This window comes from Pseudomonas sp. B33.4, from assembly GCF_034555375.1.
GTDB lineage: Bacteria > Pseudomonadota > Gammaproteobacteria > Pseudomonadales > Pseudomonadaceae > Aquipseudomonas.
The window spans coordinates 1455628-1477382 of record NZ_CP140706.1 but is presented as its reverse complement, the minus strand read 5'-3'; the positions used below and the strand labels follow the sequence as shown (position 1 = coordinate 1477382).

Sequence of the window (21755 nt, the reverse complement as noted above, 5' to 3'; positions counted from 1 at the left end):
CCGCAGGCTGCGATCTTTTGATCCGTTTTTAAAAACCAACGTCAAAAGATCGCAGCCTTCGGCAGCTCCTACACAGGTGTGTTTTCAGAATTTGACCTGGGGTGCCTTATCGGCATCCGGCGTGGTGGCTTCGAAGGTTTCGCGGATCGGCAGGTCGCTGTACATCACGCTGTGCCAGAGGCGACCGGGGAAGGTGCGGATTTCGGTGTTGTATTTCTGCACCGCAAGAATGAAGTCACGGCGCGCCACGGCGATGCGGTTTTCCGTGCCTTCCAGTTGCGATTGCAGGGCGAGGAAGTTCTGGTTGGCCTTCAGATCCGGATAGCGCTCGGACACCACCATCAGGCGGCTCAATGCGCCGGTCAGTTGGTCCTGCGCCTGCTGGAATTGCTTGAGTTTCTCGGGATTGTCGAGGGTGCTGGCATCCACCTGAATAGACGTGGCTTTCGCCCGCGCCTCGATCACTGCCGTCAGGGTTTCCTCTTCATGCTTGGCGTAACCCTTTACCGTTTCCACCAGGTTGGGGATCAGGTCAGCGCGGCGCTGGTACTGGTTCTGCACCTGGCCCCACGCGGCTTTGGCCTGTTCGTCGAGGGTCGGGATATTGTTGATGCCGCACGCGGTCAACAGCGTGGCCAGCACTAGCAGTGTGGCGACCTGCAAACGCGAGCGATTGGTTGGGCTTACATTCATCGCAGTGATGCTCCTTGGCACATTTCATTATAAAAACCGAGCGCGAAACATTCTCCGCCGGCTCTTGGGGCATAATCGGCCGCGCCGCTGGATTACGACGCGCCAATGGGCTAAAAAGTGCCCTGCGCGATCACGCTGCCGCAGTGTCGGCTGTCGTTTTTGGCTCTGCTTTCTTGAGCCTGCACCCGAACAACAATAGTCGCTCCCTAAATTTTGGCTGGCCGGCGTTACCTCGCCGTTTGGGCCCTTGAGAAAAATATTCATGAAGAAGCTGTGTTTGCTGGGTCTGTTCGTCAGCCTGGCCAGTCATCAAGTATTGGCCGCCACGACCCCGGCACCCCTGGAAAACAAGGATGCGTTCATCAGCAATCTGATGAACCAGATGACCCTCGATGAAAAAATCGGCCAGTTGCGCCTGATCAGCATTGGCCCGGAAATGCCTCGCGAGTTGATCCGCAAAGAGATCGCCGCCGGCAACATCGGCGGCACGTTCAACTCGATCACCCGTCCGGAAAACCGTCCGATGCAGGACGCTGCCATGCGCAGCCGCCTGAAGATTCCGATGTTTTTCGCGTACGACGTGATCCACGGTCACCGTACGATTTTCCCGATTCCACTGGCCCTTGCCTCAAGCTGGGACATGGATGCCATCGGCCAGTCCGGCCGTGTTGCCGCCAAAGAAGCCGCCGCCGACAGCCTCGACATCACCTTCGCGCCGATGGTCGACATCTCCCGCGACCCGCGCTGGGGTCGCAGCTCCGAAGGTTTCGGTGAAGACACCTACCTGACCTCGCGCATCGCCGGCGTCATGGTGCGCGCCTATCAGGGTGCTACCCCGAGCGCCGCCGACAGCATCATGGCCAGCGTCAAGCACTTCGCCCTGTACGGCGCGGTCGAGGGCGGTCGCGACTACAACACCGTCGACATGAGTCCGGTGAAGATGTACCAGGACTACCTGCCACCGTACCGCGCCGCGATTGATGCCGGCGCCGGTGGCGTGATGGTCGCGTTGAACTCGATCAACGGCATTCCGGCCACGGCCAACACCTGGCTGATGAACGATCTGCTGCGCCGCGACTGGGGCTTCAAAGGCCTGGCGGTCAGCGACCACGGTGCAATCTTCGAGTTGATCAAGCACGGTGTCGCCCGCGACGGTCGTGAAGCGGCGAAGCTGGCGATCAAGGCCGGCATCGACATGAGCATGAACGACACCCTGTACGGCAAAGAGCTGCCGGGGCTGCTCAAGTCCGGCGAGATCGACCAGAAAGACATCGACAACGCCGTGCGTGAAGTGCTCGCGGCCAAGTACGACATGGGTCTGTTCAAGGACCCGTACCTGCGTATCGGCAAGGCTGAAGATGATCCGGCCGACACCTACGCCGAAAGCCGTCTGCACCGCGCCGAGGCTCGTGAAGTGGCGCGTCGCAGCCTGGTGTTGCTGAAGAACCAGAACGAAACCCTGCCGCTGAAGAAAGACGCGAAAGTCATGCTGGTCGGCCCATTGGCCAAAGCACCGATCGACATGATGGGCAGTTGGGCCGCCGCCGGGCGCCCTGCGCAATCGGTGACGCTGTTCGATGGCATGAGTTCGGTGATCGGCAATAAGTCGAACCTGATCTACGCCCGTGGCGCCAACATCACCAGCGACAAGAAGGTGCTCGACTACCTGAACTTCCTCAACTTCGATGCCCCGGAAGTGGTCGACGATCCGCGCCCGGCCAACGTGCTGATCGACGAAGCAGTGAAAGCTGCCAAGGACGCTGACGTGATCGTTGCAGCGGTAGGTGAATCCCGTGGCATGTCTCACGAATCCTCCAGCCGCACCGACCTGAACATCCCGGAAACCCAGCGCGAGTTGATCCGCGCGCTGAAAGCCACCGGCAAACCGTTGGTATTGGTGTTGATGAACGGCCGTCCGCTGACCATTCTCGAAGAGAACCAGTCGGCTGACGCGATTCTGGAAACCTGGTTCAGCGGCACCGAGGGCGGCAATGCCATTGCTGATGTGCTGTTCGGCGATTACAACCCGTCGGGCAAACTGCCGGTGACCTTCCCGCGCTCCGTGGGCCAGATCCCGACTTACTACAACCACCTGAGCATTGGCCGGCCGTTCACGCCGGGCAAACCGGGCAACTACACCTCGCAGTATTTCGATGACACCACCGGGCCGCTGTTCCCGTTCGGTTACGGCCTGAGCTACACCAACTTCGCCCTGAGCGACATGGCGCTGTCGTCGACCACCCTCAACGCCACAGGCAAGCTCGACGCCAGCGTCATGCTGAAAAACACCGGCAAGCGTGACGGCGAAACCGTGGTGCAGTTGTACATCCAGGACGTCACTGGCTCGATGATCCGCCCGGTGAAGGAACTGAAGAACTTCCAGAAAATCATGCTCAAGGCCGGCGAACAGAAAGTCGTGCACTTCACCATCACCGAGGATGACCTGAAGTTCTACAACGCCCAGCTCAAATACGCGGCCGAGCCTGGCAAGTTCAACGTGCAGATCGGCCTGGATTCGCAGGACGTGACGCAGCAGAGCTTCGAGTTGCTGTAACCGCTAAAAGCAAAAGATCGCAGCCTTCGGCAGCTCCTACATTGGGATGGTGTACACCCTGTAGGAGCTGCCGAAGGCTGCGATCTTTTGATCTCGCTCTACCCGCGGCGGTCGAGGATGTTAACCACCACCCGATCCACCCATCCCCACACCCGCTGCTTCACCCGCCGCCATAACGGCCGGCGCTGCCACTCTTCCAGACTCACCAACTGACTCAGCCCGAAGTCCTTCACAAAACTCGCCTGCACCGCTGCCGTCAACGACGGATCCAGCGCCTCCAGATTCGCCTCCAGATTGAAGCGCAGGTTCCAGTGGTCGAAGTTGCATGAACCGATGCTCACCCAATCGTCCACCAAGACCATTTTCAAATGCAGAAAACAAGGCTGATATTCGAAGATCTGCACACCGGCCTTGAGCAGTCGCGGGTAATAACGATGCCCGGCATAACGCACTGACGGGTGATCGGTGCGCGGCCCGGTCAACAGCAGGCGCACATCGACACCGCGCGCCGCTGCCTTGCGCAGGGAGCGGCGGATTTTCCACGTTGGCAGGAAATACGGCGTGGCCATCCAGATGCGTTTTTGCCCACTGTTCAAGGCGCGGAACAGCGATTGCAGAATGTCGCGATGCTGGCGGGCGTCGGCATACGCCACGCGGCCCATGCCCTCGCCCTTGTCCGGCACCCGTGGCAAACGCGGCAGACCAAAATGCGCGGCCGGGCGCCAAGCGCGGCGATATCGGTTGGCAATCCACTGGCGGTCAAACAGCAATTGCCAGTCGATCACCAACGGGCCACGGATCTCGACCATCACTTCGTGCCATTCGCTGGTGTCATGGCCCGGCGTCCAGAACTCATCGGTGACACCCGTGCCACCGACCACCGCCAGGCATTGATCGACCAGCAGCAATTTGCGGTGATCCCGATAGAAGTTGCCGACCCAGCGCCGCCAGTTCAGCCGATTGTAAAAGCGCAGTTCGACCCCGGCATGGGTCAGGCGCTGACGCAAATTGAGCGTAAAGGCCAGACTGCCGTAATCATCGAACAGGCAACGCACGCGCACGCCACGTTCGGCCGCCAGCACCAGCGCTTGCACAATGGTTTCGGCACAGGCGCCGGCTTCGACCAGATACAGTTCGAGTTCAATCTGCTCCTGCGCACCAGCAATCTGCTCAAGCATGCGCGGAAAGAATTGCGGGCCATCGATCAACAGTTCGAACCGGTTGCCGTCCCGCCACGGGAACACCGCGCCGCGCATGTCAGCGCGCCGTGAAGATCAGCACCGCACCCACCGGCACCGACAGACTGATAGCCGACAGGTCGGCGAGTTTGCGCAGGCTGTCCAGCCCCGGCACGAGGTCGAAATCCTCGGCGTTGATCACCAGCGGCTCTAGCGTGACCACTTGAAAACGCCGGTCATCGAGACGCGTCGCCAGCAGCTCGGCCGGGTACTCATGTTGTTTGCCGTGCAGGTTGACGGTCAGCGGCAAACGCAATTCCAGCTGCGCACCGGGGGCCAGATCGTTGATCGGGCGCAGGTCGATCTGGGTGGTGATGGTCGCTTCGGGGAATTGCTCGATCTGGAACAGCTCCTTGCGCATGCGCTCGTCGCGCAGCGGGATGCCGCTGTTGATCGAATCGAGCTCGACTTCGACTTCGGCGCGACCGTTGGGGTCGACCTTGCCGTGCAGCACCAGAAAGCGCTGCACTTCGGAAATGTGGGCGTTCTTCGTGCTGACGAACGACAGCCGCGACGACTCGCCGTCCAGATACCAATTGGCGTGCGCCGGCAGCGTGACGGCAGCGAGCAGCAGGCTGGACAGGGTTGCACACAGGGAGCGGTTGAACATTGAACACTCGTGGGGCCGATAAACCTGCACGAACCTTAACCGCCCCCAAAGTTATTGCAACATCAAGATCAAAAGATCGCAGCCTTCGGCAGCTCCTACAGGGTGGACCCGGTCATGTAGGAGCTGCCGAAGGCTGCGATCTTTTAAGGCTGTAAACGACAGCCTTGGCGTTCGCTCAACCATTGGGCGCGATTGCTGCGGCCCATGCCGCTGACGGTGATGGTTTTGCTGGCAGGGTCATCGGTGAACTGGCTGGTCGGCAGCCATTGTTTGACATAGCCACGGCAATACTCGGCACCGTTGTTCATCACATACCGGCACGAACAATATTCCTTGGCGGTGTAGGCGCTGATGATGTCGGGGAAGGCCCACAGGTTTTCGCGCTCGTAGCCGATCCAGCCGAGCAGCAAAACAAGCAGCAACAACAAAAAGCGCTTCATGGCCGCACCGCCTTCAGCACGCGTTTGAGCAGTTCGTTATGGCGGTAGCTACCATCGCGATCATCGGCGTAACGCACGATCAGCAGTTTCTCGCTGGGAATCACGTACAACGCCTGGCCCCAGTGGCCCAAGGCAGCGAAGGTGTCGGGCGGTGCATCGGGCCACGGTGATGCAGCGCCATCGACGGGACGATTGAGCCACCAGTGGCCGCCGGGCACGGCTTCGTCCTGATGAGCCTTGTAACCTGCGAAGGGTTTGAGGTTGAACACGAGCCAATCTTTGGGCAGCAGTTGCCGATCATTCCAGCGCCCGTCACGGGCCATCAACAAACCGACCCGCGCCAGATCCCGCGCGGTGAGATAGGCATAAGAGGAAGCGACAAACGTGCCACTGGCATCGGTTTCCCACACCGCGTGATGGATGCCCAACGGCTCGAACAATGCCGTCCACGGATAATCCGCATAACGCTGAAGACCGACGATGTTTTTCATCGCTGCCGCCAAGAGATTGCTGTCGCCACTGGAATAGCGGAAGGCCTGCCCCGGTTCGGCGTAGCTGTCGTGCTCAGCGGTAAATGCAGGCATGTCGCGATGACCACGGGTGTAGAGCATCGCCACCACCGAGGATTTCAGCGGGGCGTATTCATAGTCTTCCTGCCAGTCGATGCCGGACGCCCAGTGCAACAGATCGGCGATTTTTATCGCCGGGTGTTTGGTCAGTGGCGGGTAAAACTTCGCGGCCGGATCGTCGAGCTTGAACAGGCTCTCGCCGTAGGCCACACCGAGGACGGTGGCCATCAGGCTTTTGCTGATCGACCAGGTCAGGTGCGGGGTTTGCTCGGTGGTCGGGCCGGCGTAACGTTCGTAGATAATCTGGCCGTCGTGGATGATCAGCAGGGCATCGGTGCGGATGCCTTTGCGAGTTGTGTCGTCGCGGGGTGGGAAGGCGTAATTATCCAGAGCCTCGACGGCAGGGCCGATGATTTTCCGGCCGGTTGGCCATTGTTCAGCGGGCCATTGTTCGGCCTGAACGGTGAAGGTGATCAGCAACAGAAACAGCGACAGGCCTTTGCACATGGTGAGGGCTCTGGGAATGAACCTGCTGAGACTAGTCGGGGTTGATGACAGATGTGTGGTGTTCTTGGGATTGCTATCGCGAGCAGGCTCACTCCTACAGGGGATCGCATTTCAACTGACGAAACTCGATCAACTGTAGGAGTGAGCCTGCTCGCGATGAGACCCTTCAGCCCGCCACCAAAGCCTTGGCCAACCGCTTGGCCCGAGCCCCCGCCGCCAACTGCATCACCACCCGATCGCGCTGCCATATCTGCGCCCATTCTGTCGGTCCGTCAGCCAACGCCTGACTCACCTCCCCCTCCAACGCCGCAAACTGCGCAAACAACTCACCGAGCAACACATGCCCGGCCGGATTGTTCGGCGGTTGCCGACTCGCCTCGGTGCACCCGGCCAACAACGCCAGCAACCGAAGTTGCAGCGCCTGCGGCCAGTCACTGTCCTGCCCGACGCCATACAACCACGCGGTCATCGCGCTCAACACATAGACATCTTCCAGCGTGCGGAACGGTTTGACGTAAGCATCCCAACCATCCCCCGCCAGCAACTCACACAACGCGCCATCCAGCAGCAACCGGCCATGACTGATGTCCGGCATCAACGGCAGCGCCGGCAGTTTCTCCACGGTCACGCCGGGCTCGCCGGGATAGACCACGGCCAGACTCAGACGTGGGGTTTCGCCGGGTTCTTCGCTGCGCGCAGCAATCAACAGCCAGTCCGCCGCATCGCCAGCGGTGACAAAGTCCTTGCGCCCGTTCAGGCGCAATTCACTCAGCCGCGTCTGCATGTCCGCTGGACGCAAACTGCGCTGTTCGGTCGCACACAAAGCGCCAAGGCTCAGCGGCGCACTCGGCCACAACATACGCAACGCCGCTTGGTAACCGACCAGAAACGCCAGCCCCGGTGTTGCCATTCGCCGTCCGCCTGACACCGCCAGTTCGAACGGTGTGACGTTGCCCAACTGATGCAACAACGTCGCAAAACCCTCGGCCAGGTCAGCAACGGCGGGCAATCGTTCACGGCTGTGCAGCAGATCTGGCCAGGGCATAAGAGGCTCCTTGTGGGCTGTCATATAAGCATCACCGAACGTTCATGGCGATGACACCGGGGCTACATAGCCTGACTTTGCACAACACGGCTGCATAAAGAAAGTCGATCGGCTGCAACCCAAGACGGGTTAAAGGCCCGTACGGAGATTCACATGACTCAGATCGCCCGCATCAGCGACACCGGCAATGAACGCCGCCTGCAAGCCGAACGCCTGATCGGCGCCGAGGCCTTGCAGCAAGCCCAGGCCTTGCGCTTCAACGTCTTCAGCGGCGAGTTCAACGCCAAGCTGAAAGGCGCGGAACTGGGTCTGGACATGGATGATTATGATGTTCACTGCAGCCACATCGGCGTGCGTGACTTGAACACCGGCCGTTTGGTCGCGACCACACGTCTGCTCGATCACACCGCCGCCAGCAGCCTGGGCAAGTTCTACAGCGAAGAAGAATTCAGCCTGCACGGCCTCGCGCATCTGCAAGGCCCGATCCTCGAAATCGGCCGCACCTGCGTCGACCCGGCGTACCGCAACGGCGGCACCATCGCGGTGTTGTGGGGCGAGTTGGCCGAAGTGTTGAATCAGGGCGGCTACAGTTATTTGATGGGTTGCGCGAGCATCCCGATGCAGGACGGCGGCATTCAGGCCCACGCGATCATGCAGCGCCTGCGCGAACGTTATCTGTGCACCGAACACCTGCGCGCCGAGCCGAATAATCCGCTGCCGACGCTGGATATTCCTTCCAACGTGATCGCCGAAATGCCGCCACTGCTCAAGGCTTATATGCGCCTGGGCGCGAAGATCTGCGGCGAGCCGTGCTGGGACGAGGACTTCCAGGTCGCCGACGTGTTCATCCTGCTCAAACGCGACGAACTCTGCCCGCGCTACGCCAAGCACTTCAAGGCGGCCGTGTGATGAGCCGGCTGCGGGTGTACGCGCGGATCGCGCGGGTGCTGCTGGTGGTGTCGCTGGGTTTGACCATGGCCAGCGTCTTCGGCGTATTTGAACGCATCGGTCTGGCGCATTCGATGGAGCGGCGTCAGCGCTGGTCGCGCTTCTTCATGGCGCGCCTGAGCAATGCCCTGCCCTTTCGCGTGACTGTGCACGGCGAGTTGCCGAAACAGCCGATGCTGTGGGTCAGCAATCATGTGTCGTGGACTGATATTCCGCTGCTCGGCATGCTGACGCCGTTGTCGTTTCTGTCCAAGGCCGAAGTGCGCACCTGGCCGGTGGCCGGTTGGCTCGCGGCGAAGGCTGGCAGCCTGTTCATCCGTCGCGGTTCGGGCGACAGCCAGTTGATCCGCAAGCAGATGACCCGTCACCTGCAAACCGATCACGCCTTGTTGATGTTCCCGGAAGGCACCACCACCGACGGCCGTTCGCTGCGTACCTTTCACGGCCGTTTGTTGGCGGCGGCGATTGATTCCGAGGTGATGCTGCAACCGGTGGCGATCCGTTACCTGCGCGATGGCGAAATCGATGCGCTGGCACCGTTTATTGGTGACGACGATCTGCTCTCGCACCTGATGCGCCTGTTCAGCCATGATTGCGGTGATGTTGAAGTGCACCTGCTCAAGCCGCTTGCCTGTCAGGGTCGTGAACGTGCGGCACTGGCGTTCGAAGCGCAGCAGGCGGTGCAGAAGGCGTTGTTTGGTGAGGTGGCGAAACCTGCTGAACCGCGTCGTGCTGGCGAATTGATCGCTGCCTGAAAACACAAATCCCCTGTAGGAGTGAGCCTGCTCGCGATAGCGGTGTGTCAGTCAATACTAATGTCGACTGACACACCGCTATCGCGAGCAGGCTCACTCCTACATTAGATTTTCTGTGTCTGAAGGTTTTGTGCGAAGTCCTGAAGTTGTGGGTAGAAGAGTCGGAAGTCTTCACTGAGCGGCTCATACAACCGCCGCAATTCCTCCATCGCACCCGCCAGTTCCTCCGGCCGGCTCAGCCGCCGCGAGATCCCGCGCAACACCTGCTCCAGCACTTCAAATTGCTGATATGAACCCAACCAGTCATTGGCGACCATGTGCGGGGCGATCTTCGCCAGTCGCACGGGCAATTGCGGTTCACGGGACAGCACCCGATAGACATCAGCGGTGAAAACCTCCAGTGGCTGATCGGCATACAGCGTCCAGTCCCGCGCCAGGCAATGATCGAAAAATACATCGAGCACGATCCCGGCATAGCGCCGCCGCGTGTCGGAAAACCGCCCCAGGGCGATGTCCACCAACGGATGGCGGTCAGTGAACACGTCAATCCGTCGATGCAGTTGAATGGCCGCCTCCACCTCCGGCGCAAACTGCCCTTGCAGCCGACCTTTGACGAAATCGCCATACAGACTGCCGAGCAGTTGCCCGGGGCGCTGGCCACCGAGGTGTAAATGTGCGAGATAGTTCATGGGCGCAGCTTAGCACTGCGGCCCATAAGCCATACACCCATGTATCGTTATAACGCGATATACCAATTTATGCTGACGTCAGATCAAAATTATATTGGTGTATCGCGATCTAACGATTTATATTTCGCCACATCGCGATATAGCGTTGTACACATTGTGAGCACCCTGCCATGAACCTCGACCTCGACGAAATAATAAAAGCCCTGGCGCACCCAGTACGGCGAGACATCCTCAACTGGCTGAAAGACCCGAAGAACGAATTCCCGGAACAGTTGCACAACCACGAGTACGGCATCTGCGCCGGGCAGATCGATCAGCGTTGCGGCCTGTCGCAGTCGACCGTTTCGGCACACCTCGCGACGTTGCAACGCGCCGGTCTGATCAGCAGCCAGAAGGCCGGTCAATGGCACTTTTTCAAACGTAACGAGGACGTGATCCAGGCGTTTCTCAGCACCCTCAGTAAAGAGCTCTGACCCTTAACGTCAGCCAGCCGACAAGGAAACCTGCATGCCCCTCTCGCTCCTCATCCTCGCCTTGAGCGCCTTCGCCATCGGCACCACCGAATTCGTCATCATGGGCCTGCTGCCCAATGTGGCGGCCGACCTCGGTGTATCGATCCCCGGCGCCGGTTGGCTGGTGACCGGTTACGCCCTCGGTGTGGCCATCGGTGCGCCGTTCATGGCAATGGCCACGGCCAAACTGCCGCGTAAAGCAGCACTGGTCGCGTTGATGGGTATCTTTATTGTCGGCAACCTGCTCTGTGCGATTGCCAGTGACTACAACGTGCTGATGTTTGCCCGGGTGATCACCGCGCTGTGCCACGGTGCGTTCTTCGGCATCGGCTCGGTGGTGGCGGCCAATCTGGTGCCAGCCAACAAGCGTGCTTCGGCGGTGGCCTTGATGTTCACCGGCCTGACCCTGGCCAACGTCCTCGGTGTGCCGTTGGGCACTGCGCTGGGTCAGCAATACGGCTGGCGCTCGACCTTCTGGGCGGTGACCGTCATCGGTGTGATTGCGCTGATCGGCCTGATCCGCTTCCTGCCGGCCAAGCGTGACGAAGAAAAACTCGACATGCGCGCCGAACTCGCCGCCCTCAAAGGTGCCGGGATCTGGCTGTCGCTGAGCATGACTGCACTCTTCGCCGCATCCGTCTTCACTCTGTTCACCTACGTCGCCCCGCTGCTCGGCGAAGTCACCGGCGTGTCGCCGCGTGGCGTGACCTGGACGCTGATGCTGATCGGTCTGGGCCTGACCGTCGGCAACATCATCGGCGGCAAACTCGCCGACAAGGGCATGGCCGCCACGTTGATCGGCGTGTTCATCGCCATGGCCGTGGTTTCCACCGTACTGACCTGGACCAGCGTTGCGCTGATCCCGACTGAAATCACTCTGTTCCTCTGGGCCACCGCGTGTTTCGCCGCCGTACCGGCGCTGCAAGTCAACGTGGTGACCTTTGGCAAAGCCGCGCCGAACCTGGTTTCGACCCTGAACATCGGCGCCTTCAACGTCGGTAACGCCCTCGGCGCCTGGGTCGGCGGCAGCGTCATCGCCCACGGTTATGGCCTGACCAGCGTGCCACTCGCGGCTGCTGCTCTGGCAGTGCTCGCCCTGCTGGTGACCCTGATTACTTTCCGTCAGAACGGCAATGCCGATCTGGCCCCGGCTACTCACTGATTAACTTTCACCTACGAGGGTTGTAGACATGGCAACTATTTTCGATCCAATCAAACTCGGCGACATCGAGCTGGCCAACCGCATCATCATGGCCCCGCTGACCCGCTGCCGCGCCGACGAAGGCCGCGTGCCAAACGCGCTGATGGCTGAATACTACGTACAACGTGCTTCTGCTGGCCTGATTCTCAGCGAAGCCACTTCGGTGACGCCGATGGGCGTTGGCTACCCGGACACCCCAGGCATCTGGTCCAACGATCAAGTGCGCGGCTGGGCCAACGTGACCAAAGCGATTCACGGCGCTGGCGGCAAGATCTTCCTGCAACTGTGGCACGTCGGCCGGGTTTCCCATCCGTCGTACCTCAACGGTGAAGCGCCGGTGGCACCGAGTGCGATCCAGCCAAAAGGCCACGTCAGCCTGGTTCGCCCACTGGCCGACTACCCGACCCCACGCGCCCTGGAAACCGCTGAAATCGCCGACATCGTCGACGCCTACCGCACCGGCGCCGAAAACGCTAAAGCCGCCGGTTTCGACGGCGTGGAAATCCACGGTGCCAACGGTTACCTGCTCGACCAGTTCCTGCAAAGCAGCACCAACCAGCGCACCGACAACTATGGTGGCTCGCTGGAAAACCGTGCGCGCTTGCTGCTGGAAGTGACTGACGCCGCGATCGAAGTCTGGGGCGCCGGCCGTGTCGGTGTGCACCTGGCACCGCGCGCTGACTCCCACGACATGGGCGACGACAACCTGGCAGAAACCTTCACTTACGTCGCGCGTGAGCTGGGCAAACGCGGCATCGCGTTCATCTGCTCCCGTGAGAAAGAAGGCGCCGACAGCCTCGGCCCACAACTGAAAGAAGCGTTCGGTGGCCCGTACATTGCCAATGAACGCTTTACCAAGGACAGCGCCAACGAGTGGCTGGCGAGTGGCAAGGCTGACGCCGTGGCGTTTGGTGTGCCGTTCATTGCCAACCCGGATCTGCCGGCTCGTTTGAAGGCGGATGCGCCGTTGAATGATGCGCGTCCGGAGTTGTTCTATGCCAAGGGCCCGGTTGGTTATATCGACTATCCGGCGCTGTAAGGCATACCGCAGAAATACAAAAGCCCCCGACTTGTGAGAGTTGGGGGCTTTTTTGTGCTCGCCTGGAGAATGATTGCGCGGCTGAGTACGTAGCCCCTCACCCCAGCCCTCTCCCAGGGGAGAGGGAGCCGATCTGTGTGCGTTTCAAATCTGGAGTTCGACCTGATATCTCAGGTCGGCGTAACTCGCAAGAACACCTCAGTCAGTCCCCTCTACCTCTGGTAGAGGGAGCCGATCGCGGAATATTCGAAACCTGAGTTCGACTGGATTTTTCACGTCGGCGTATCTCGCAAGAACACCTCGGTCGGTCCCCTCTCTCTCTGGGAGAGGGCTAGGGTGAGGGCAAGCGGCCAACACTCATTCACACAGACGACACAAATTCCCTACAAAATGCGTAGTTCGCTACGTATAAACTCCCCGCCGCAAACGTATATAAAGGCAGGCCAATTGACATAAGCTGTGCCAATTACGCATTTTGTTTCATTTGCGCAGGCTGGGGCTCAGGCGCAGCATATCCAACCCTGTATCGACCCAACGCTCGGCCTCGGCATGCAGCTCGAAGCTGTCCGGCGCCAGAAGCCATCCATACAGAAGGCCATCGATATAGCTGTGAATGCTGATGGCCGCGCGGGCAGTGTCGAGATCTTCCGGCAATTGGCCGCGATTTACCGCATTACGCAACGTCAGAGCGATGCGCTCATTGCAATCGAGACTGACGTCCCGGCGCTGCTGGCGCAGATCGCACATTTCATCGGTGAACTCGCACTTATGAAACAGAATTTCGTTGATACGCCGGGTTTTCGGGTCCAGCGCAACTTGATGAAACAAATGAATCAGCAGTTGGCGCATGCAGCCCAGCGGATCCAGTTCGTCTTCACTTTCGCTGGCTCTGGCCAGTTCATCCAGCGGTTCACGCAACGAATCGAGCATCGCCTGCACCAGATCGGCCTTGTTGCTGAAATGCCAGTAAATGGCACCGCGCGTGACGCCGGCCAGGGCCGCGATATCCGCCAGGGTCGTGCGCGCAACGCCCCTTTCATAAAAGGCTTTCTCTGCCGCTTCCAGAATCTGGCTGCGGGTTTCCTGAGCTTCCTCTTTGGTACGACGGACCATGGCAGTAAAACCTCAAACAGGATGTTTCAGGGATGGCTGAATATCCGCTGAATAAAGAGGGGGCGATCTCTCATGAATCGGCTCCCCAGCCTACAATTTCAAACCTTGCGACGATTTTTGTAACAGGGTGGATACGACGCCAAGGTGTTTACAAACAACCATGAACGTAAGTATATTCCTTAGCAAGCTACTTATCCACCCGGCATCATTTTTTTACCCTTCCACACTTCTTGTGCGCTTTTCGCGCGCCTGACCCGAGGATCTTCATGCAATTCAAGCCAGCTGTTACCGCTCTGGTCACTGCCGTTGCCCTGGCATCGCTGCTCAGCGGATGTAAAAAGGAAGAAGCGGCCCCGGCCGCTCCACCGCCTCAGGTCGGCGTCGTCACCCTGCAACCACAAGCCTTTACCCTCACGTCGGAACTGCCGGGCCGCACCAGTGCGTTCCGCATCGCTGAAGTTCGCCCGCAGGTCAACGGCATCATTCTCAAGCGTCTGTTCAAGGAAGGCGGCGATGTCAAAGCCGGCCAGCAGCTGTATCAGATCGATCCGTCGGTCTATGAAGCGACCCTGAAAAGCGCTGAAGCCAACCTGCGTTCGACCAAGTCGATCTCTGACCGCTACAAGCAACTGGTCGACGAGCAGGCCGTGAGCCGTCAGGAATACGACACCGCCGTGTCCAACCGCATGGAATCGGAAGCGTCGTTGCAGAGCGCGCAGATCAACGTGCGTTACACCAAGGTGTACGCGCCGATCTCCGGCCGCATCGGTCGTTCTTCGGTCACCGAAGGTGCACTGGTCAGCAATGGCCAGACCGACGCGATGGCAACGATCCAGCAACTGGACCCGATCTACGTCGACGTCACCCAGTCCTCGGTTGAACTGCTGGAGCTGCGCCGCGAGCTGGAAAGCGGTCGCCTGCAGAAGTCCGGCGATACCGCCGCAGCGGTCAAACTGACCTTGGAAGACGGCAGCCAGTACAAGCTTGACGGTAAGCTGGAATTCTCCGAAGTCACGGTTGACCCGACTACCGGTTCCGTGACCTTGCGCGCCGTGTTCCCGAACCCGGATCACACCCTGCTGCCAGGCATGTTCGTCCGCGCCCAGTTGCAGGCCGGCGTCAACGCTGCGGCCATTCTGGCGCCGCAACAAGGCGTGACCCGTGACCTCAAAGGCACTCCGACCGCACTGGTCGTCGGCGCCGATAACAAGGTCGAACTGCGTCAGCTCAAGGCCAGCCGCACCGTCGGCAGCCAGTGGCTGATCGAAGACGGGCTGAAGGCCGGCGATCGCTTGATCACCGAAGGCCTGCAGTACGTGCGTCCAGGTGTTCAGGTCAACCCGACCGAAGCCACTAACGTAGGCAACAAGAACCCGGCCCCCGCTCAGGCAGCTGACAAAGCCGCCGGCGGCAAAGGGGAGTAATCCATGTCAAAATTCTTCATCGACCGTCCGATTTTCGCTTGGGTAATTGCCCTGGTGATCATGCTGGTCGGGGCACTTTCGATCCTGAAATTGCCAATCAACCAATACCCGAGCATTGCGCCACCGGCCATTGCGATCTCCGTAACCTACCCGGGTGCTTCGGCGCAAACCGTGCAGGACACCGTGGTCCAGGTAATCGAGCAGCAGCTCAACGGTATCGACAACCTGCGGTATGTGTCCTCGGAAAGTAACTCCGACGGCAGCATGACCATCACCGCGACCTTCGAGCAGGGCACCAACTCCGACACCGCGCAGGTGCAGGTTCAGAACAAGCTGAACCTCGCTACCCCGCTGTTGCCGCAGGAAGTGCAGCAACAAGGTATCCGTGTGACCAAGGCAGTGAAAAACTTCCTCTTGGTGATCGGCGTGGTATCGCGTGACGGCAGCATGACCAAGGACGACTTGTCCAACTACATCGTGTCGAACATGCAGGACCCGATCTCGCGGACCGCCGGTGTCGGTGACTTCCAAGTCTTCGGTGCCCAGTACGCGATGCGCATCTGGCTCGACCCGGCCAAGCTGAACAAGTACAACCTGACCCCGGCTGACGTCAGCTCCGCCATCTCGGCGCAGAACGTTCAGGTCTCGTCCGGTCAGCTCGGCGGTTTGCCGGCGCTGCCAGGCCAGCAACTGAACGCGACGATCATCGGCAAGACCCGTTTGCAGACCGCTGAGCAGTTCAAGGCGATTCTGCTGAAGGTCAATCAGGACGGCTCGCAAGTGCGCGTCGGCGACGTCGCCGATGTCGGTCTGGGCGGTGAGAACTCGACCATTTCGGCACAGTTCAACGGCAAACCGTCTTCCGGTCTGGCGGTGAAACTGGCCAACGGCGCCAACGCCCTCGACACCGCCAAGGCCCTGCGCAAGACGATTGACGAGCTCAAGCCGTTCTTCCCGCAAGGCATGGAAGTGGTGTTCCCGTACGACACCACCCCGGTGGTGACCGAGTCGATCAAGGGTGTGGTTGAAACCCTGGTCGAAGCGATCGTGCTGGTGTTCCTGGTGATGTTCCTGTTCCTGCAGAATTTCCGCGCTACCGTCATCACCACGATGACTGTGCCGGTGGTATTGCTCGGTACGTTCGGCATCCTCGCGGCATTCGGTTTCAGCATCAACACCCTGACCATGTTCGGCATGGTGTTGGCCATCGGCTTGCTGGTGGACGACGCCATCGTGGTGGTGGAAAACGTCGAGCGGGTGATGAGCGAGGAAGGCTTGTCACCGAAGGAAGCGACCAAGAAGTCCATGGGCCAGATCCAGGGCGCCCTGGTCGGTATCGCGCTGGTGCTGTCGGCGGTATTGCTGCCGATGGCGTTCTTCAGCGGTTCCACCGGTGTGATCTACAAGCAGTTCTCGATCACCATCGTCTCGGCCATGGCCCTGTCGGTACTGGTCGCGCTGATCTTCACCCCGGCGCTGTGCGCAACCATGCTCAAGGCAATTCCGAAAGGCGAGCATGGCACGCCGAAGAAGGGTTTCTTTGGCTGGTTCAACCGCAATTTCGACCGTGGTGTGCAGAGCTACGAGCGCGGTGTCGGCAACATGCTGTCGCGCAAAGCGCCGTACCTGCTCGCCTATCTGCTGATCGTGGTCGGCATGATCTGGCTGTTCACCCGTATTCCAACCGCGTTCCTGCCGGAAGAAGACCAAGGCGTACTGTTCGCCCAGGTGCAAACCCCGGCCGGCTCCAGTGCCGAACGTACCCAAGTCGTGATCGACGAAATGCGTTCCTACCTGCTGGAGAAAGAATCCGGTGCGGTGTCCTCGGTGTTCACCGTTAACGGCTTCAACTTCGCCGGTCGCGGTCAGAGCTCGGGTCTGGCGTTCATCATGCTCAAACCGTGGGACGAGCGTGACGCGAGCAACAGCGTGTTCGCCCTCGCCCAGCGTGCGCAGCAACACTTCTTCAGCTTCCGCGACGCGATGGTGTTTGCTTTCGCCCCGCCAGCGGTACTGGAATTGGGTAACGCCACCGGTTTCGACGTGTTCCTGCAGGACCGTGCCGGTATCGGTCACGAAAAACTGATGGAGGCGCGCAACCAGTTCCTCGGTCTGGCCGCGCAGAGCAAGGTGCTCTATCAGGTGCGTCCGAACGGCTTGAACGACGAGCCGCAATACCACCTGGAAATCGACGATCAGAAGGCCCAGGCCCTCGGCGTGAGCATTGCCGACATCAACAGCACGCTGTCGATCTCCTTCGGTAGTAGCTACGTCAACGACTTCATCGACCGTGGTCGGGTGAAGAAGGTGTACGTGCAAGGTCAGGCCGGTGCTCGCATGAGCCCTGAAGACTTGAAGAAGTGGTACGTGCGCAACAACGCCGGGACCATGGTGCCGTTCTCCGCGTTCGCCAAGGGCGAGTGGATCTACGGTTCGCCCAAACTGGCGCGTTACAACGGTGTAGAAGCGATGGAGATCCTCGGTTCTCCGGCGCCGGGTTACTCCACCGGTGATGCGATGGCCGAAGTCGAAGCGATTGCCAAGAAGCTGCCGGCGGGTGTCGGTATCTCCTGGACGGGTCTGTCTTATGAGGAACGTCTGTCCGGTTCGCAAGCGCCAGCGCTGTACGCCCTGTCGCTGCTGATGGTGTTCCTGTGTCTGGCGGCGTTGTACGAGAGCTGGTCGATTCCGATCGCGGTTATGCTCGTGGTGCCGCTGGGGATCATCGGTGCGCTGCTGGCCACCAGCCTGCGCGGTCTGTCCAACGACGTGTACTTCCAGGTCGGCCTGTTGACGACCATCGGTCTGGCGGCTAAAAACGCCATTCTGATCGTCGAGTTCGCCAAGGAACTGCATGAGCAAGGGCGCAGCCTGCGGGATGCGGCGATTGAAGCGTGCCGCATGCGTCTGCGACCGATCATCATGACCTCGCTGGCCTTCGTCCTCGGTGTTGTACCGTTGGCGATTTCCACGGGCGCCGGTTCAGGCAGTCAACATGCGATCGGTACGGGCGTGATTGGCGGTATGCTCACGGCCACGATCCTGGCGATCTTCTGGGTCCCACTGTTCTTCGTTACGGTTTCGTCCCTGGGCCAGCGTAAAATCGCTGACGAGGATGAAGCTACTGAAACTCCTAAAGAGGCTGGCCAATGAGCAAGTCGCTACTCTCCATCGCAGTCGCCGCCTTCGTGCTGAGCGGTTGCTCGCTGATACCTGACTATCAGCAGCCTGAGGCTCCGGTCGCAGGTCAGTTCCCGCAGGGGCCGGCGTATTCGCCGGCCCAGGCTCCGGCGCAGGCCGCTGCCGAGCAGGGCTGGAAACAGTTTTTTCATGACCCGGCGCTGCAACAGCTGATTCAGGTTTCGCTGGAAAACAACCGTGACCTGCGTGTCGCGGCACTGAACATCGACGCTTATGCGGCTCAATACCGCATCCAGCGTGCCGACCTGTTCCCGGCGGTTTCGGCCAATGCAAGCGGCAGCCGTCAGCGAGTTCCGGCTCGTGCATCGCAGACCGGTGAAGCGGGCATCACCAGTTCCTACTCGGCCACCGTCGGCATCAGCGCCTACGAACTCGATCTGTTCGGTCGGGTTCGCAGCCTGAGCGAACAAGCGTTGCAACAGTACTTCGCCACTGAAGAAGCACGGCGCAGCACCCAGATCAGTCTGGTCGCCAGCGTCGCCAATGCTTACCTGACCTGGCAAGCGGACAAGGAACTGCTCAAGCTGACGCAAGACACCCTCGGTGCCTTTGAAGAAAGCTACAAGCTGACCAGCCGCAGCAACGAAGTCGGTGTGGCTTCGGCGCTGGATCTGGCGCAGTCGCGCACCTCGGTCGAAAACGCTCGTGCACAACTGGCGCGTTACACCCGCCAGGTGGCACAGGACGAAAACAGCCTGACCCTGCTGCTTGGCACCGGTATCCCGGCCAATCTGCAAGCAGCCAAACCGCTGTCGGATGACCTGCTCAGCGATGTACCGGCCGGTCTGCCTTCGGACCTGCTGCAACGTCGTCCGGACATCCTGCAAGCCGAGTACAACCTGAAAGCGGCCAACGCCAACATCGGCGCGGCCCGTGCTGCGTTCTTCCCGAGCATCAGCCTGACCGCCAACGCGGGCAGCCTGAGCCCGGACCTGTCGGGTCTGTTCAAGGGTGGTTCGGGGACGTGGCTGTTCCAGCCGCAGATCAACCTGCCGATCTTCAACGCCGGCAGCCTGCGCGCCAGCCTCGACGCCGCCAAGATCCAGAAGGACATTGGCGTGGCGAACTACGAGAAGTCCATTCAAACGGCCTTCCAGGAAGTCGCCGACGGCCTGGCCGCCCGCCAGACCTACACCGATCAGCTGCAAGCGCAGCGTGACTTCGTTCAGGCCAACCAGGATTACTACCGCCTGGCCGAGCGTCGTTACCGCATCGGTGTCGACAGCAACCTGACCTTCCTCGATGCCCAGCGTCAGTTGTTCAGCGCGCAACAAGCGCTGATCACCGACCGTCTCGCGCAGCTGACCAGTGCGGTCAACCTGTACAAGGCCCTGGGCGGTGGCTGGAATGCGCAAACCGCGCAGAACGAACCGCTGAAAGAAGAAGCGCCGAAGATGAAGTTGTTCTGATCATCGGCTGAATACAAGGAGCCCACCGATTGGTGGGCTTTTTGTTGCCTGTCAGAAAGTTGTGGTGTCTGGGCTGGCTCCATCGCTGGCAAGCCAGCTCCCACATTGTTCTGTGGTGTACCCAACATTGTGAACGACACAAAAACCTGTGGGAGCTGGCTTGCCAGCGATGAGGCCCTCCCATTCACCCAAAACCCCGAGCAAATCTTGCGTTCGATAATCGCCCAAAAACCGCTTCCGCCGATTGAATACCCACCACCGCCCCCCGCACCATTCGCTCCACAAAACCAATAACAACAGGTTCGACACCATGCTCCCGCGCCCTGCTCCGTCCGGCTGATCGCCCCGCTTCACCCCCTGAATTCATCGCATTTCTGCACCGCAAAAAAAAAACGGCCGCAGCGCCCCCGTTCGCCTTAAAAAAACAAGAGAGACCCCAGCTATGACAACCTCCCCTGCGCCTTACGCATTTCCCGGTCTGATCGCCCTGGCCCTGGCCGGCGCGGCGATGCCCGCTGCGGCTGAAGAGGCCGGTTTCATCGAAGGGGCCAAGGTCAACCTGAACCTGCGCAACTTCTACATCAACCGCAACTTCACCAACCCGACCAAAGCGCAGGGCAAGGCTGAAGAGTGGACACAGAACTTCATCCTCGACGCCAAATCCGGTTTCACCCAGGGCACCGTCGGTTTCGGCATGGACGTGCTCGGCTTGTATTCGGTGAAACTCGATGGCGGCAAAGGCACGGGTGGTACGCAGTTGCTGCCGCTGGACCATGACGGCCGCCCGGCGGACAACTTCGGTCGCACCAACGTCGCCTTCAAAGCCAGACTTTCGCAGACCGAAGTGAAAGTCGGCGAGTGGATGCCGGTGCTGCCGATCCTGCGTTCGGACGATGGCCGCTCGCTGCCACAGACCTTCCGTGGCGGGCAGATCACGTCGAAAGAAATCGACGGCCTGACCCTCTACGGCGGCCAGTTCCGCGCCAACAGCCCGCGCGACGACAGCAGCATGAGCGACATGTCGATGACCGGCAAAGCGGCGCTCACCTCCGATCGCTTCAACTTCCAGGGCGGCGAATACGTTTTCAACGAAAAACGCACACAGATCGGCCTGTGGAACGCCGAACTCAAAGACATCTATAGCCAACAGTACGTCAACCTGATCCACAGCCAGCCGCTGGGCGACTGGACCCTTGGCGCCAACCTCGGCTTCTTCTACGGCAAGGACGACGGCAGCGCCCGCGCTGGAGACCTCGACAACAAAACCTGGTCGGGGATGTTCTCGGCGAAGTACGGCGGCAACACTTTCTACGTCGGCCTGCAGAAACTCACCGGCGACAGCGCGTGGATGCGCGTCAACGGCACCAGCGGCGGCACGTTGGCCAACGACAGCTACAACGCCAGCTACGACAATGCGCAGGAACGCTCCTGGCAGTTGCGTCACGACTACAACTTCGCCGCCATGGGCGTGCCCGGCCTGACCCTGATGAACCGCTACATCAGCGGCGACAACGTGCACACCGGGACGATCACCGACGGCAAGGAATGGGGCCGCGAATCGGAGCTGGGTTACACCGTGCAGAGCGGTGCGCTGAAGGATCTGAACTTCAGATGGCGCAACTCGACCATGCGCCGGGATTTCAGCAACAACGAATTCGATGAGAACCGCTTGATCGTCAGCTACCCGATCAGCCTCCTTTAAACACCGATCAACCCCTGTAGGAGCTGCCGCAGGCTGCGATCTTTTGATCTTAAAAACAAGATCAAAAGATCGCAGCCTGCGGCAGCTCCTACAGGGGAATTCTCGC

At 60.2% G+C, this 21755-nt stretch carries 18 protein-coding genes; 10 read left to right on the top strand and 8 right to left on the bottom strand.

Going from position 1 to position 21755, the window contains the following annotated elements; all coding sequences use genetic code 11:
* Positions 1-84: 84 nt before the first annotated feature.
* Complete coding sequence (locus tag U6037_RS06530) at positions 85-693, bottom strand: LemA family protein (RefSeq protein ID WP_034153093.1); 609 nt, start codon at positions 691-693, stop codon at positions 85-87.
* A gap of 262 nt (positions 694-955) precedes the next feature.
* On the opposite strand from U6037_RS06530, the gene bglX reads away from it, so the two are divergent.
* Positions 956-3247: a beta-glucosidase BglX gene (gene bglX / locus U6037_RS06525; protein ID WP_322846180.1), complete on the top strand. Its 2292-nt coding sequence runs from the start codon at positions 956-958 to the stop codon at positions 3245-3247.
* Between the two features lie 98 nt (positions 3248-3345).
* On the opposite strand, the gene U6037_RS06520 is transcribed toward bglX, so the two are convergent.
* The 5 genes from U6037_RS06520 to U6037_RS06500 all read right to left on the bottom strand — a co-directional run bounded on the left by U6037_RS06520 (position 3346) and on the right by U6037_RS06500 (position 7656).
* A complete protein-coding gene (locus U6037_RS06520) occupies positions 3346-4503 on the bottom strand; it encodes a phosphatidylserine/phosphatidylglycerophosphate/cardiolipin synthase family protein (protein WP_322846179.1) in 1158 nt (385 codons plus the stop codon).
* Between the two features lies 1 nt (position 4504).
* Positions 4505-5095 (bottom strand): YceI family protein, encoded by a 591-nt coding sequence (locus U6037_RS06515; protein WP_322846178.1) that lies wholly within the window; start codon positions 5093-5095, stop codon positions 4505-4507.
* A 143-nt stretch (positions 5096-5238) separates the two neighbouring features.
* Positions 5239-5535, bottom strand: coding sequence for an amidase (locus U6037_RS06510; protein ID WP_322846177.1), 297 nt, complete (start codon positions 5533-5535; stop codon positions 5239-5241).
* Positions 5532-6611, bottom strand: a complete 1080-nt coding sequence (locus U6037_RS06505) for a serine hydrolase (RefSeq protein WP_322846176.1) — start codon at positions 6609-6611, stop codon at positions 5532-5534. The genes U6037_RS06510 and U6037_RS06505 overlap by 4 nt, the downstream gene beginning before the upstream one ends.
* A gap of 166 nt (positions 6612-6777) precedes the next feature.
* Positions 6778-7656 (bottom strand): acyl-CoA dehydrogenase family protein, encoded by an 879-nt coding sequence (locus U6037_RS06500; protein WP_322846175.1) that lies wholly within the window; start codon positions 7654-7656, stop codon positions 6778-6780.
* A gap of 153 nt (positions 7657-7809) precedes the next feature.
* Between U6037_RS06500 and olsB the strand changes: the two genes are divergently transcribed.
* Positions 7810-8565 carry an L-ornithine N(alpha)-acyltransferase gene (gene olsB / locus U6037_RS06495; protein ID WP_322846174.1) on the top strand — a complete coding sequence of 252 codons (756 nt, stop codon included), beginning with the start codon at positions 7810-7812 and terminating at the stop codon, positions 8563-8565.
* Positions 8565-9359 (top strand): lysophospholipid acyltransferase family protein, encoded by a 795-nt coding sequence (locus U6037_RS06490; RefSeq protein ID WP_322846173.1) that lies wholly within the window; start codon positions 8565-8567, stop codon positions 9357-9359. Before olsB ends, U6037_RS06490 begins: the two co-directional genes overlap by 1 nt.
* Before the next feature lie 104 nt (positions 9360-9463).
* Here the strand turns inward: U6037_RS06490 and U6037_RS06485 are convergent, their stop codons facing one another.
* The gene (locus tag U6037_RS06485; protein WP_322846172.1) at positions 9464-10048 is read right to left on the bottom strand and encodes an ACP phosphodiesterase; all 585 of its coding nucleotides are present in this window, start codon (positions 10046-10048) and stop codon (positions 9464-9466) included.
* A 170-nt stretch (positions 10049-10218) separates the two neighbouring features.
* Between U6037_RS06485 and U6037_RS06480 the strand changes: the two genes are divergently transcribed.
* Genes U6037_RS06480 through U6037_RS06470 form a run of 3 tightly spaced genes read left to right on the top strand, consistent with a single transcriptional unit; the run spans position 10219 to position 12800 of the window.
* Entirely contained in the window at positions 10219-10521 is a 303-nt protein-coding gene (locus U6037_RS06480) for an ArsR/SmtB family transcription factor (RefSeq protein ID WP_007917068.1), read from the top strand.
* A 34-nt stretch (positions 10522-10555) separates the two neighbouring features.
* Positions 10556-11722 (top strand): MFS transporter, encoded by a 1167-nt coding sequence (locus tag U6037_RS06475; protein WP_322846171.1) that lies wholly within the window; start codon positions 10556-10558, stop codon positions 11720-11722.
* 28 nt (positions 11723-11750) lie between these two features.
* Positions 11751-12800: an alkene reductase gene (locus tag U6037_RS06470; protein WP_122845029.1), complete on the top strand. Its 1050-nt coding sequence runs from the start codon at positions 11751-11753 to the stop codon at positions 12798-12800.
* A gap of 480 nt (positions 12801-13280) precedes the next feature.
* On the opposite strand, the gene emhR is transcribed toward U6037_RS06470, so the two are convergent.
* Positions 13281-13913: an efflux system transcriptional repressor EmhR gene (emhR, locus tag U6037_RS06465; protein WP_007917080.1), complete on the bottom strand. Its 633-nt coding sequence runs from the start codon at positions 13911-13913 to the stop codon at positions 13281-13283.
* 266 nt (positions 13914-14179) lie between these two features.
* Here emhR and U6037_RS06460 point away from each other — a divergent pair, with 266 nt between their 5' ends.
* From U6037_RS06460 to U6037_RS06445, 4 genes are all read left to right on the top strand, one after another.
* On the top strand, positions 14180-15337 hold the full coding sequence (locus tag U6037_RS06460; RefSeq protein ID WP_127926135.1) for an efflux RND transporter periplasmic adaptor subunit: 1158 nt from the start codon (positions 14180-14182) through the stop codon (positions 15335-15337).
* A gap of 3 nt (positions 15338-15340) precedes the next feature.
* Positions 15341-18490 (top strand): efflux RND transporter permease subunit EmhB, encoded by a 3150-nt coding sequence (gene emhB, locus U6037_RS06455; RefSeq protein ID WP_322846170.1) that lies wholly within the window; start codon positions 15341-15343, stop codon positions 18488-18490.
* Complete coding sequence (gene emhC / locus U6037_RS06450) at positions 18487-19947, top strand: efflux RND transporter outer membrane subunit EmhC (protein ID WP_322846169.1); 1461 nt, start codon at positions 18487-18489, stop codon at positions 19945-19947. Before emhB ends, emhC begins: the two co-directional genes overlap by 4 nt.
* 442 nt (positions 19948-20389) lie before the next feature.
* Entirely contained in the window at positions 20390-21649 is a 1260-nt protein-coding gene (locus tag U6037_RS06445; RefSeq protein WP_322846168.1) for an OprD family porin, read from the top strand.
* Positions 21650-21755: the final 106 nt, after the last annotated feature.

Excerpts from the sequence above, each read along its gene's own strand:
- U6037_RS06530 (WP_034153093.1), bottom strand. The coding sequence starts at position 693 with ATGAATGTAAGCCCAACCAATCGCTCGCGTTTGCAGGTCGCCACACTG.
- bglX (WP_322846180.1), top strand. The coding sequence starts at position 956 with ATGAAGAAGCTGTGTTTGCTGGGTCTGTTCGTCAGCCTGGCCAGTCAT.
- U6037_RS06520 (WP_322846179.1), bottom strand. The coding sequence starts at position 4,503 with ATGCGCGGCGCGGTGTTCCCGTGGCGGGACGGCAACCGGTTCGAACTG.
- U6037_RS06515 (WP_322846178.1), bottom strand. The coding sequence starts at position 5,095 with ATGTTCAACCGCTCCCTGTGTGCAACCCTGTCCAGCCTGCTGCTCGCT.
- U6037_RS06510 (WP_322846177.1), bottom strand. The coding sequence starts at position 5,535 with ATGAAGCGCTTTTTGTTGTTGCTGCTTGTTTTGCTGCTCGGCTGGATC.
- U6037_RS06505 (WP_322846176.1), bottom strand. The coding sequence starts at position 6,611 with ATGTGCAAAGGCCTGTCGCTGTTTCTGTTGCTGATCACCTTCACCGTT.
- U6037_RS06500 (WP_322846175.1), bottom strand. The coding sequence starts at position 7,656 with ATGCCCTGGCCAGATCTGCTGCACAGCCGTGAACGATTGCCCGCCGTT.
- olsB (WP_322846174.1), top strand. The coding sequence starts at position 7,810 with ATGACTCAGATCGCCCGCATCAGCGACACCGGCAATGAACGCCGCCTG.
- U6037_RS06490 (WP_322846173.1), top strand. The coding sequence starts at position 8,565 with ATGAGCCGGCTGCGGGTGTACGCGCGGATCGCGCGGGTGCTGCTGGTG.
- U6037_RS06485 (WP_322846172.1), bottom strand. The coding sequence starts at position 10,048 with ATGAACTATCTCGCACATTTACACCTCGGTGGCCAGCGCCCCGGGCAA.
- U6037_RS06480 (WP_007917068.1), top strand. The coding sequence starts at position 10,219 with ATGAACCTCGACCTCGACGAAATAATAAAAGCCCTGGCGCACCCAGTA.
- U6037_RS06475 (WP_322846171.1), top strand. The coding sequence starts at position 10,556 with ATGCCCCTCTCGCTCCTCATCCTCGCCTTGAGCGCCTTCGCCATCGGC.
- U6037_RS06470 (WP_122845029.1), top strand. The coding sequence starts at position 11,751 with ATGGCAACTATTTTCGATCCAATCAAACTCGGCGACATCGAGCTGGCC.
- emhR (WP_007917080.1), bottom strand. The coding sequence starts at position 13,913 with ATGGTCCGTCGTACCAAAGAGGAAGCTCAGGAAACCCGCAGCCAGATT.
- U6037_RS06460 (WP_127926135.1), top strand. The coding sequence starts at position 14,180 with ATGCAATTCAAGCCAGCTGTTACCGCTCTGGTCACTGCCGTTGCCCTG.
- emhB (WP_322846170.1), top strand. The coding sequence starts at position 15,341 with ATGTCAAAATTCTTCATCGACCGTCCGATTTTCGCTTGGGTAATTGCC.
- emhC (WP_322846169.1), top strand. The coding sequence starts at position 18,487 with ATGAGCAAGTCGCTACTCTCCATCGCAGTCGCCGCCTTCGTGCTGAGC.
- U6037_RS06445 (WP_322846168.1), top strand. The coding sequence starts at position 20,390 with ATGACAACCTCCCCTGCGCCTTACGCATTTCCCGGTCTGATCGCCCTG.